At 49.5% G+C, this 12,356-nt stretch carries 10 protein-coding genes; 7 read left to right on the top strand and 3 right to left on the bottom strand.

Going from position 1 to position 12,356, the window contains the following annotated elements; translation table 11 throughout:
* Window positions 1–10 precede the first annotated feature (10 nt).
* Window positions 11–1,039, top strand: a complete 1,029-nt coding sequence (locus EDM55_RS00245) for an ABC transporter substrate-binding protein (protein WP_122959367.1) — start codon at window positions 11–13, stop codon at window positions 1,037–1,039.
* Between the two features lie 70 nt (window positions 1,040–1,109).
* On the opposite strand, the gene EDM55_RS00240 is transcribed toward EDM55_RS00245, so the two are convergent.
* The 3 genes from EDM55_RS00240 to EDM55_RS00230 all read right to left on the bottom strand — a co-directional run bounded on the left by EDM55_RS00240 (window position 1,110) and on the right by EDM55_RS00230 (window position 4,343).
* Window positions 1,110–2,021, bottom strand: coding sequence for an AEC family transporter (locus EDM55_RS00240; RefSeq protein ID WP_122959366.1), 912 nt, complete (start codon window positions 2,019–2,021; stop codon window positions 1,110–1,112).
* 213 nt (window positions 2,022–2,234) lie between these two features.
* Window positions 2,235–3,398, bottom strand: coding sequence for a cytochrome P450 (locus EDM55_RS00235; protein ID WP_174769300.1), 1,164 nt, complete (start codon window positions 3,396–3,398; stop codon window positions 2,235–2,237).
* A gap of 402 nt (window positions 3,399–3,800) precedes the next feature.
* Window positions 3,801–4,343 carry a hypothetical protein gene (locus EDM55_RS00230; RefSeq protein WP_122959364.1) on the bottom strand — a complete coding sequence of 181 codons (543 nt, stop codon included), beginning with the start codon at window positions 4,341–4,343 and terminating at the stop codon, window positions 3,801–3,803.
* A 173-nt stretch (window positions 4,344–4,516) separates the two neighbouring features.
* Between EDM55_RS00230 and dacB the strand changes: the two genes are divergently transcribed.
* The 6 genes from dacB (at window position 4,517) to brnQ (ending at window position 12,243) form a co-directional block, all read left to right on the top strand.
* The gene (gene dacB / locus EDM55_RS00225; RefSeq protein ID WP_122959363.1) at window positions 4,517–7,399 is read left to right on the top strand and encodes a D-alanyl-D-alanine carboxypeptidase/D-alanyl-D-alanine endopeptidase; all 2,883 of its coding nucleotides are present in this window, start codon (window positions 4,517–4,519) and stop codon (window positions 7,397–7,399) included.
* 183 nt (window positions 7,400–7,582) lie between these two features.
* Window positions 7,583–8,647, top strand: a complete 1,065-nt coding sequence (locus EDM55_RS00220) for an Ldh family oxidoreductase (protein WP_122959362.1) — start codon at window positions 7,583–7,585, stop codon at window positions 8,645–8,647.
* 82 nt (window positions 8,648–8,729) lie between these two features.
* Window positions 8,730–9,122: an aspartate 1-decarboxylase gene (panD, locus tag EDM55_RS00215; protein WP_092266922.1), complete on the top strand. Its 393-nt coding sequence runs from the start codon at window positions 8,730–8,732 to the stop codon at window positions 9,120–9,122.
* On the top strand, window positions 9,119–9,850 hold the full coding sequence (locus EDM55_RS00210; RefSeq protein ID WP_258957591.1) for a YheC/YheD family protein: 732 nt from the start codon (window positions 9,119–9,121) through the stop codon (window positions 9,848–9,850). The genes panD and EDM55_RS00210 overlap by 4 nt, the downstream gene beginning before the upstream one ends.
* Window positions 9,851–9,987: 137 nt before the next feature.
* Window positions 9,988–10,815 (top strand): alpha/beta fold hydrolase, encoded by an 828-nt coding sequence (locus tag EDM55_RS00205; RefSeq protein ID WP_122959361.1) that lies wholly within the window; start codon window positions 9,988–9,990, stop codon window positions 10,813–10,815.
* Window positions 10,816–10,908: 93 nt separating this feature from the next.
* Entirely contained in the window at window positions 10,909–12,243 is a 1,335-nt protein-coding gene (brnQ, locus tag EDM55_RS00200; protein ID WP_092266925.1) for a branched-chain amino acid transport system II carrier protein, read from the top strand.
* The last annotated feature ends 113 nt before the right edge of the window (window positions 12,244–12,356 follow it).

The following is a 12,356-nucleotide window of genomic DNA, read 5'->3' as shown; positions in this document are numbered from 1 at the left end:
GATTTTACTCATGAAACCGATTCAAAAATGGAGCAAAACGGTTGCAGCCTTGCTGCTGTCGGCAGGTCTGGCGGCTTGCGGAAATCAATCAGGAGCACAACCTACACCTGCACCTGGTGGAAGCGAAGGAAATGCACCAACTGAATTGACTGTAGCTTTGGACTGGTATCCGAATGCCGTCCATTCCTTCTTGTATGCCGCTGAGGAACAAGGCTATTTCAAAGAGGAAAATCTGAAAGTAAACCTACAGATGCCATCAGACAGCAACGACCCGCTGAAAATGGCAGCCGCCGGAAAAGTAGACCTGGCGATCAGCTACCAGACGCAGGTCGTACAAGCTCGCTCCGAAGGAATTCCCGTCGTGTCCGTAGGAGCGCTGGTTCGCCATCCGCTCAACGTTATCATGACCAGACAGGATAGCGGCATTGATGGTCCGCAAAAGCTCGCTGGAAAAAACGTTGGCTATCCATCCGTGCCATTGGATGAATCCGTGGTGCGCAACGTAGTGAAGCAAGCAGGCGGAGATGACAGCGGCATTTCCTTTACCGATATTGGCTTTGACATCGTTCCTGCTCTGACAGGGAAAAAGGTCGATGCAGTCGTCGGTGGCTACAAGAACCATGAACAGCTGATCCTCGAGAAAAATGGCATTCCAGTCCATGCTTTTGCACCTACTGATTTTGGTGTACCGGATTACTACGAGCTGGTGATGACGACTAGTGACGATACTTTCGGGAAAAAACAGCAGGCCATAGAGGCTTTCATGCGTGCAGCTGCGAAAGGTCAGCAATACGTCAAGGACAATAAAGAAAAAGCGCTGGATCTGCTCTTGAGCAAGCAAGCGAACGAGTTCCCACTGGAAAAAGACATCGAGTCGAAAAGCTTGGAGATTTTAATTCCATTGATGGACGCAGGAGATAAAACGTTTGGCAGCCAGACCACAGAATCCTGGCAGACGCTGATCGACTGGATGAAAAAAGAAAACCTGATCACGCAAGACGTGAAGGCGGAAGAGATCATGCGTGAAGTGGTGAAGTAAGGCTCAGCTCGAGGAGCATAATAAAAAACGGCAGCTTGGGAGCGAACGCGATTCCCGAACTGCCGTTTTTTTACATTACCATATTGGATATTCCCCACAAGAGTACGAAGCTGATTAGAATCGTCATGTTCGAGACCATCCCGACAAATTTGTAGTCGTATTTGAACTCGACGGAATAGGCGAGGACAGAGACACCCATCGGTAGAACGAAGCCAACGAGCAAGGTGTACTTGAACATATCTTCAAACGGCAGCAGCCTAAAGCAGGTGATGCCGACAGCCAGACCTACGATGTAGCGCAGACCCAGAACCTTCCAGAAGTGATGCAGGTAGCGCTTGTCAAAAGAGAAATTCAAATAAATGCCGAGCAGCAGCAAAGACAGGGGCGTATTCGCTTTGGAAATCGTCCCGGTGATGCCGAGGAACAGATCCGGAAGCGGAATATGAGCAAGATTCAATCCGAAAATAATGAGATACGTAAGCAAAGGAATGGATTTGGATACTTTGCTCAGTACTTGTTTGAAATTCAGCTTGACCTTTTCACCGGAATAATAGCTGCCGATCAAATAGCTGACTCCGAAGACGATCATGGCATTTCCAACATCGAACATCCCGAAGTACGCCAGCCCCTCCTGACCCCAAATGCCTTGAACGAGCGGATAGGCGAACAGCCCCACATTGAAGCCCGGAACCATCATTCCTAGCATCCCTTTCGTCTGACGGTTTTCTTTACGGAATGCGAAATAAGCTAGGAATGCGGCCATGACTCCGTACAAAAAGCCGATGACTACCAAGAGCATGAGAGACCCATCAAGTGTTACATTATGAAAAGTAGAAACGATCAAGCAAGGAAGCGTGATATTAAAAATAATCCGTGCCAGCCCTTCGCCATCTTTTTCTTTGATGATGTTGCACCGCTTGAGAAAATAGCCGAGAGCGATAATGAGAACCGATGATAAAAATTGACTGTTAAAGCTGTCCATTTACGTAAGTCTCCTAACTATCGTGCATTTCAATCGTTTTAAACAAATATAGACTCTACCACTCTTTCGGTAAGATGAAAAGGAAAAATTCTTAGTCTGCCGATGCTTTTACTCGAATATGAAGAAGCGAGATGACTCCAGATTATCAGAGTGAGGTTACAAAAGAACAATAAAAACCCAGCTCACAATAGGAGCCGGGCAGGGAGAAGGGGGTCACTTACGTTCACGGAAAGTAACTGGATAGCTTTTTACACCGAAAACGAAAGGGCTGGGAATAGGGGTCAGCGACGTTTTCTCGAACTCGATATCCGTGAATCGCGTTAGCAGGATTTCAAGGGCGATCTGTGCTTCCAGTCTTGCGAGAGGTGCTCCGAGGCAGAAATGGATGCCAAATCCGAAGCCCATATGCGCATTCGGCTTGCGATCCGTGTGAAACGTCTCGGGATCATCGAACTTTTCCGGGTCACGATTGGCTGCGCCTACCCACGATACTACTTGCTGCCCTTCCCGGATGAGCTGGCCGCAAATTTCTACATCCTGAGTAGCTACTCGGCCGATCGCAACGATCGGAGGATAGTAGCGAAGGGTTTCTTCCACCATGCTTTTGACCAGCTCTGGCTGCTGTCGTACCTGGTCTTGAATGGCGGGCTGCTCGGTCATGAGACGGGTCGCATTTGTAATCAGATTGGTCGTGGTTTCGTTACCAGCGACGAGAAGCAGAATACAGAATCTCAAAATATCCTGCTCTTGCAGCTTTTCTCCGTCAATTTCAGCATCCAACAGAGCGGAAACAAGGTCGTCCTCAGGCTTTTTGCGCCGTTCCTCGAGAATCTTGAGAAAGTATTGCACGAGTTCAGCTTCTGCTTTATCTCTTTCCGCCATCATGTGAGCAAGTGCCGTGTCCGTGTTGTCCTCGACTCCTTTGACCATCGTATCCGACCAATCCTTGAACAGCATGCGATCCTTTGCAGGAACTCCCAATAGCTCGGCGATGACGATCACAGGCAAAGGAGTGGCCAAGTCGTAGACGATATCCATTTTTCCACGGGAAGCGACTTGATCGAGCAGTTCGTTTGTAATGGAAGTAATGCGAGGGGCGAGGTCGTTGATCGCTTTTGGAGTAAATGCCTTGTTTACCAGATTGCGCATGTGAGTATGCTTGGGCTGATCCATTGTGAGCAGCGTTTCGCCTCTCACTTCCAATCCACGCCGGGATGAAAAAGTTGCCGGGTCCTTTAAAATGCGATGGACGTCCTCATACCGAAAAACATCCCAGGATTGTCTGTCCTCGTCATAACGGACAGGTGTTTTTTCTCGCAGCTCTCGATAGATGGGAAACGGAAGCAATTGGGCGGCATTATTCGAGAGCTCTTTCATGAAAATGATGTTGCCATAGCGCTTTCCTTGTGTCTCCGTATTCAACGTAGAATTCCCCCTTCATGAAAAGAATACATACAAGCTAAGATTTCGCTGGCTGCTAGAAAATATACGAAAATGACAACGATCATCTCAGCGCTGCCCTTTCGATGAGAGCGTTTTTATTTTATAATGAAAGAACTGAATGATAGGGGTAAGGAGTAGTTTGCATGAGTGATAACCAGGGAAGCAACAACAAGCTTGTCATGTGGGGCTTCATCGGTACGATCTTGGTATGCGCGCTGTCTATGTTTGTGTTCATTTATGTCATGAGAAGTTAGCCAAAATCGACATAGTTGTACAAAAAAGAAACCGCTGAGCCGATGCGGTTTCTTTTTTGTATGCCTCTTTGGCTCGTATCGCTTAAGAAGAGACGCTCTTCACTTTTTTCGCGAATTCTTCGATTGTCAGTTGGTTGAGCTCTGAAAAGCCAGCACCTTCCAGCGCAATGCTCTTTCCCTGAAAGAGGGGATAAACGCCCTGCCACAGTCCCGACGCACTGTATAAATCAGGTGCAGAAACTCGGTGTAAAAACAGGATGTAGTTTCCTTCTGCAAGCGGACCTGGATAGGTGCGATTTAAAGGACTGCTGGCATCAGGCAAAGGCTCTACGCCTGTGCTCACCAGCTTTAGCATCCGCGCAGACGAGCCTTTCAAAATTTGTTTGATATGCAGGGTCTGCGCGTAGTTTACGAGTTTTCCTTCACGCAGGGAACGGCCTGTCGATGCAGACTGATTGGAGGTGTCTGCCCAGGCGACGACGATAAGCTCACTGTGGTTGACGAGCTCCTGCCACGTTCTTGAGGTAGCTGGATTGATACGGAGACTCCCAATATCGGTTGCCGCTATAGCAGGAGCTGCCATCGTCCCGAGAAGGAGGAGTACGAGTAAAATGCGTTTGAACAAGGTGGATACCTCCGATAGACAGTCATGTTGTTTAGTATGATCAGAGGAAGGGGAGGTATCCAGATTTTAACTTTTAGTATTATGGTAATATTTCGAAAAGGAAAAATGCATGCTATCATTGGGTCAACCCGCTTGAGAGACTCGATCAGAGAGAATAACACGAGGAGGATTCTATGAACGCACGGTTGGTCAGACGCACTTGTACGTGGTTACTTTTCATCATGCTAGTTTGGCAGGTGACAGCGGTTCCTGTCTTTGCACAAGAGGCGGTAGCAGTAAGCGGTCCTCTGGCAGCTCAAGTGGAAAAATCCCTCGCAGATTTGAGAGGGAACAAGGAGAGCCTGGGCGCGTCAGCAGGAATTGCAGTCTATGACTTGACAGAGAAAGCGTACCTATACACACATAACGAAAAGAAAAACTATACACCCGCATCCAACATGAAGCTGCCCACGACCATCTCTGCTTTGGATCGGTTGGGGCCCTCGTATCAATGGAAAACGGAGCTCTACATAGACGGGAATGTCACGCCTGGGGGGATTCTGCAAGGGAATCTGATCTTGAAGGGCTACGGGGATCCGACTCTCGCGCCACAAGATTTGCGCTCACTCGCCGATGCGGTAAAAGCAATCGGAATCAAGCAAGTACATGGGAACCTGCTCCTGGATGATAGCTACTTTGATGAAACCCGACTGGGAATCGGATGGATGTGGGACGATGAGCCTTACGGATACAGCGCGCAGATCAGCGCTCTTGCCGTTCATAAAAACTTCGTCACCGTAACTTCAAAGGCAGGTGCAAAGCCTGGAGATGCGGCCACATTGTCACTTGAGCCGAAGACCTCCTATCTTACCGTGACCAACAAGACAAAAACGGTGGAGGGTGCGGCAGCGGATATTGTAGTCGAGCGCCCACGCGGAAAAAACGAAGTGATCGTTACGGGTACGATCGGAACGGCCGCAGAACCGTATCAAGAAGATGTCACGATGGAGGACCCAGCTTTGTATGTCGGGGACATCTGGAAGCAGGAGCTGGCCGAAGCCGGAATTCAGCTTCAGCCCCAAGCAGCCATAAAAAAGACAGTAGTCCAAGGGGGAGTGCCCCTTCATACGCATCTTTCCAAACCTTTTCGCGATATCCTCGTGGAGCTGAACAAGGAAAGTGACAACTTTTACGCGGAAATGGTGCTCAAGACTTTGGGGGCCACGCAAAATGGCAAAGGGACTTCGGAAGCAGGTGCACAGGTTGTTGCAGATGTATTGAAAAGAGCAGGGATTGAGTCAGGATTCCAGATAGCAGATGGATCTGGCCTCTCGCGTTTCAATCTCATTACTGCGGAGCAAATGGTCAAGCTTCTCGCTTTCGTTCAAGATCAGGATTATCGAGAAGCTCTGCAGGCTTCTCTGCCCATTGCTGGCGTGGATGGAACGCTCCGTAATCGAATGAAGGATACTCCTGCCAAGAGCAATGTGCTTGCCAAAACAGGTTCGATGGGAGGTGTGTACAGCCTGTCGGGCTATGTAACAGCCCGAAATGGTCACAAGCTGGCATTTTCCATGATTTTCAACGGGCTGTACAAGTACGAGTACGCCCAAAAAATGCAGGATGCTGTAGCAGTACAGCTGGCCATGTATCCGGAAAACGTGTACCCTGAAGGCTTTACACCAAAGCCTGCCAAGACGTATAAGCTGTCGGCCAAGATCGATCCGATCCTGGATCAACCAGCGACAGTGGGATTAACTACGAGCGTGCTTATTCAATCCCTGGACGGTGAGGTCTTGTATGAGCGTGACGCAGATTCCTTGGTGACACCGGCTTCCAACCTGAAGCTGCTGACGACAGGAACGGCTTTGAATCAGCTGGGAGTGGATTACACCTTTCAAACGGAGCTTTATGGCGATTCGGCGATACAAAAAAGCGGCGTTCAAAACGGCAATTTGTATCTGAAAGGCTATGGCGATCCATCCCTGCACACTGAAAATGCGCTGAAGGTACAGGATGGCGTATCGATCGAACAAATCGCCAAATGGCTAAAAGACAAAGGACTCAAGCGAGTGAACGGAAATCTGGTGATGGACGAGAGCTATTTTGATGAGCAGCGTCTGGGTCTGGGATGGGCCTGGGATGACGAAAGCTATTACTACAATCCGACTCTAGGCGCCCTTGCCTTGAACCGCGGTACGGTCATGATCGAATACAAGCCGGCTGGACAGCCAGGGGAGCTTGTCAGCATGAATTTGCTACCGAAAACCTCCTATGTGCAGGTGATCAATGAATCGCATACGGTCCCGGCTGGGGAGGAAAATACGTTTGCCATTACGCGGGATCGTGGGACCAATACCATTCGTTTGAAGGGGAATCTGCCAGCCGATCACCCAGGCGATTATGAGCGGCTCCCAGTAGAAGATCCGGCAAAATACGTGGGAACCGTGCTAAAGGAAGCCCTCATCAATGAAGGTGTCAGCTTCGCTCCGAACAGCAGCGTAACAATCGGAAAAGTACCGGCAAAGGCAGTCAAATGGAATGCATTCGCTTCAAAGCCGTTACAGGAAATCGTCCGGTATTTGAACAAGCAAAGTGATAATTTCTATGCCGAAATGCTCCTGAAGACTCTAGGCGCGGTGAAAAAAGGCGAAGGCAGCGCAGAGAAGGGCGCCCAGGTCGTTCATGAGGACTTGGCTGCCAAAGGTGGAAGTATCTATTTCGACATGTTTGACGGCTCGGGATTGTCCAGATACAGTCTGGTCTCCGCACGCCACATCGTAGCGGAATTGGAGGGGATGACCCACTCTCCTGCATTTTCTGCCTACGATTCGTCTCTGCCAATTGCGGGAGTGGATGGAACGCTGAAAAACCGTTTAAAGGGAACGCCCGCGGAAAACAACCTGCATGGGAAGACCGGCTCGATGACGGGTGTAAACAGCTTGTCAGGCTATGTCACAACGAAGGGGGGCAAAAAGCTCGTCTTCTCCATCCTCGTGAATGGCTATGCAGAGAGCAGTAAAATCATGACCGAGCTACAGGATCAAATCGCGACGACACTCGCTTCCTTGGAATAAGCGGATGGGTAGAAATAAGCTGGACGTTCAGCAAAAGCTGAGGTCCAGTTTTTTCTTTTCCTCGCGTTTTCGACTGCTCGTCGTTGGGCCAACGCCGTGTCGGTGCATAGTCGGCCATCATATTTATATCCAGATGATTTCGGGCATGAGCGTTGAAACGATGAAAAGGAGGGCAGTCAAACCTTGGATTCTATACGATACGATTGGAAACGTCTGGAGGAAGTGGCCGCTGAACTGTTTGAGAAGGTCGGGGTATCAGAGAGGCATGCACAGACGGTCGCTCAATCCCTGGTTCATGCAGACTTGAGGGGAATAGAGTCGCACGGACTTTCCCGGTTGCCTATTTATCTTTCGCGCATCAAAGCTGGCGTCCTTTCGCTGAGAGAAGCACCGGAGATTGTGAGGCAAGACGGAGCTGCGGCATTGGTGGACGGCAAGAACCAGCTAGGAGCAGTGATCGGTCAGACAGCCCTGGAGCTGGCGATGTCCCTCGCAAGGCAAACAGGAATCGGCTTCGTCGGAGTCCGCCATTCCAATCACTTTGGCTCCTGTTCCTTTTACGCGGAGAAGGCGATTGAAAAAGGGTTAATTCTGCTTGTTCTTTCAAACGCACCAGAATCGATGGCACCCACAGGCGGCATTCGCCCCTTCTTCGGGACCAACCCGATCGCCATCGGTATTCCTGCGGGACAGGAAGCTCCTTTTTTACTCGACATGGCGACTAGTGTGGTAGCACGTGGAAAAATCGCTTTGGCAGCGAAAAAGGGAGAGAAGATCCCAGAGGATTGGGCGATCGATCCAGATGGCAACCCGACCACGGACCCGCAGCGAGCTTTGCTGGGCTCCCTGCTGCCGATTGGCGGAGCAAAAGGATATGGACTGGCGATGTTTATTGACATTCTGTGCGGTCTGTTGACGGGAGCTGCGAGCGGACCCGCTGTACAAAGCTTGTATGATAATTGGACACATCCGCAAAATATTGGTCACGTGTTTTTGACCATCGACATTCAGCGCTTTTGGCCGTTGACGGTATTCCAAAGCAGGATGGACGAGTACATTCGTGAAATCAAGTCTGTTCCGAAAAGAGCGGGTATCGAGGAAATTCTGATTCCTGGAGAGATCGAGCGACGAAAAATGATTGAGCAACAGGCAAACGGCGTCAAGCTATCGGCAGCAATTGCCCAGGAATTGGAGCAACTCTGTGTGGAGTACAGCGTAGATTGGAGCAAGGTGAAGATCCACGATTGATCAGATTGGAGCGGCTTCGGGTTTCACGGACAGCCGTTTCTACATAGACTGGTGTCATCGGTTTGGAAAGGAAGGATAACGGATGCAACGACACATGTGCAAAGGAAAAATCCATCGCGCGACGGTAACGCAAGCAGAGCTCGATTATGTGGGCAGTATCACAATCGATGCCCTTCTATTAAAGGCAGCGGACATCAAGCCGTATGAAATCGTCCAGGTCACAAGCCTGCGAAATGCAACACGCTGGAAGACTTATGCCCTCCCTGCGCCTGAAGGGACGGGCAAGATTTGTTTAAATGGTCCACCTGCTCATTTGTTTCAGCCAGGGGATTTGGTGATCATCCTTAGCATGGGCATGTACGAGGAGGAAGAAGTGGATCAGCTGATCCCGCGAGTTGTTTTTGTCGATGAAAAGAACCGTATTACTAAAATAGAGGAGCATCATCTTATAACGAATGGGGAGGCAGCGACATAAAACCGCCAAATGTTGGAAAGTGGAGCAAACATCAGCACATGATCAAGCATGCGTATTTGCGCGATTATCTGCCTGCCACACGTTTGTTTGCCCCAGATACGTTGTGGGAGTACGTGGAAGACTACCAAAAAATAATGCTCAAGCCATCCGGTGGCGGTGGCGGTGCGGGGATTATCCAGCTGACAGACAAAGGAAACCAGCGATATCTGGTACATGCGGGGAATGCCAAACGGATTGTAGAGGGCCGTGACAATACCGTCTCTTATGTAAAATCGCTGTTTCGGCCAAAGCCGTATTTGCTCCAGCCATTGATCCCGCTGGGGAGGATCAATGGCAGGCCGTTTGATATTCGTGTCATGGTGCAGCGCAAAACCAGCAAATCGACGTGGCTGGTTACGGGATGGGTAGCAAAGCTGGCAGGACCGGGCTTCGTCGTCACAAACGTGGCAAGGAGCCGGGGGAAGGTTTTGCCGCTTCAAACGGCCATTCGTTTATCCAATGTGGACGCACCAGATGATTTGCTGGCAGAAATCAAGAAAGTAGCATTGGCGGCGGCAGACGCACTGGGAAAGGCATACCCGACGCTGCGCGGGATCGGTTTGGATCTGGGCGTCGATATTGAGGGGAAGCCTTGGATTATCGAGGCCAATTTTCGACCGTCGCTTTCCTTGTTTCGCAAGCTGAAAGACCAGACGTTTTACCGCCGAATTATTGCCATGCAGAAATAGGAGAGTGACTCAACCACTTGTCGTACAGTTTCGTACGTAAAACAGGTGGTTTTTATTTTACTCCTTTCCTTTTTCTGTATTTTCCGTTATGATAAACGGAAAGAGAACATTTGTTCTATTTGTATGGAGGTGCTTGCATGTACTGCAATTTAGGAAATGTTTCCGTATACTATGAAACGTTCGGTGAAGGCTTTCCCATCGTGCTGATTCACGGGTTTACGCCCGATCATCGCTTGATGACTGGCTGTATGGAGCCTGTTTTCGAAAATCAGCCGGGATGGCACCGAATTTACTTGGATTTGCCGGGAATGGGACAAACCAAGGGGGAGGATTGGATCCAAGGCTCTGATCAGATGCTGGAGGTGGTGGAGCGTTTTATTGACAACGTGCTCCCAGAGGGGAAATACGTACTGGCTGGAGAATCCTACGGGGGGTATTTGATCAGGGCGTTAGCGGCAAAACAACCAGAACGAGTGGCAGGAATGCTGTTTATCTGTCCGCTCATCGAAGCAAATCCAGACCTTCGCATCCTGCCTGAAGGTCGAGTAATCGCAGAGAATCAAGAATTTTTGTCTACATTGACTGTTGATCAAATGAGTCGCTTTGCACCGCTGGCTGTCGTACAGGATCGATACAACTTTGAGCGGTTCGAAAAGGAGATTTTGCCCGGGTTACATGCTGCCGATACGGTGTTTCTGCAAAAGATACGGGAACGCTATGCGTTTTCCGTGCCGAATGAAAAAGAAATGCAGCCCTTTGACAAGCCAGTCTTGTTCTTGACGGGCAGGCAGGATCATGTAACGGGCTACCAAAATGTATGGTCCATACTGGAGCAGTATCCACGTGCCAGCTTTGCCGTGCTCGATCGAGCGGGGCATAACTTGCAAATCGAACAGAGCGGTTTGTTTACGGCCATGGTGAAAGAATGGCTGTATCGTGTTGCCGAAAGTGAAAACTTGCAATGATTTTGCAATTGCGAATATGCCCGAATGACTGGAATCTCGTATAGAAAATTGATAGAATGCCTCTCATTATGATGGGAGGATGTATGATCATCGATGATAACACTATCGAGACGAGAAGTGATTTGGATTAGTTTTATGCTATTTTCCATGTTTTTTGGTGCAGGTAATCTTATTTTTCCGCCATTTCTCGGTCAGTCTGCTGGAGAGAGCGTGTGGGTGTCACTCATTGGTTTCATTTTATCGGCGGTTGGTCTTCCCATATTAGGTGTAGTCGCCATCGCAAAAGCAGGAACATTTTACGATTTGGCGAGTAGAGTGCACCCATTGTTCGCTTTGGTGTTTCCCTTCCTGATTTACGTTTCGATCGGGCCGGGGCTTGCGATTCCGCGTGCGGGTAGCTTGGCATTTGAAATGGGAATGGCACCATTTTTGCCACAGGAGATGGTCATCTCACCGTATAGCCTGCTGGTCTACACCGTTGTATTTTTCGGTGTCGTCTTTTGGTTGAGCTTGTCTCCCTCCAAGCTTGTCGATCGCTTTGGGAAGCTGTTGACTCCTGCATTGCTTACCTTGATCGTCTTGATTTTTCTGATGAGCTTGGTAACGCCGATGGGAGCACCTACAGCTCCTGTGGAGAAGTATGCAGCTCACCCCGTCATCCAAGGCTTCTTGGACGGGTATTTGACGATGGACGCCCTGGCTGCCCTCGTGTTTGGCATTGTGATTGCCAATACTCTGCGCAGTAAAGGGGTAAATGATTCACGCGCGATATCAGCGAATATGATCAAGGCAGGTCTGGGCGCGGGATTGTTGCTGACGGTCATCTATGTGATGCTGGGGATTCTCGGTTCCCAGAGTGCATTCCTAGGTCATGCTGAAAATGGAGCTCAAATCTTGACAAGCCTGATGAATCATCTGTTCGGGGAAAGTGGAACGGTGATCTTAGGGGTCGTATTTACGATCGCCTGCTTATGTGTGTCGATTGGACTTGTTACCTCTTGCAGTCAATACTTTCAAGGTCTTTTCAGCGGACTCTCCTACCGCATCTGGGTAACGATTCTGTGCCTGTTGAGCATGGCGATTGCCAACCTGGGACTGACGCAAATCTTGAGCGTTTCTGTTCCGATCTTGGGAGCGATTTATCCAGTTGCGATCGTGCTCATCGTCCTGGCTTTGTTCGGGAGTTGGATACCAGCTTCGTCAAAAGTTTATCCGACGACAGTCGGTTTGGTTGCATGCTTTGGGATCGTAGATATGGTAAATGGGACATTCCTGAATCATCAATGGGATTTCTGGTTGACATTCTTGCCGCTGTACAAAGAGGGTGCGGGATGGATCATGCCTGCTTTGTTGGCAGCATGTGTGGGGATGCTTTTGGATTTTGGGAAAAAAGCAGCCTCTGTCTACAAGCGAGGACCTGTATCCTGATTCCAGTCAAAAGTAGTGGTATAGACAGCCTTTCGCTTATGGAAGGCTGTTTTTTTGTGTACGCACCCCAACGTTGCCAGGTAACGCGGTCTTTCGCCATAATAAGGAAAGCG

Source organism: Brevibacillus centrosporus (assembly GCF_003710815.1).
Lineage (GTDB): Bacteria > Bacillota > Bacilli > Brevibacillales > Brevibacillaceae > Brevibacillus > Brevibacillus centrosporus.
The sequence above is the reverse complement of the archived record's forward strand: the minus strand, read 5'-3'. Positions and strand labels throughout refer to the sequence as shown.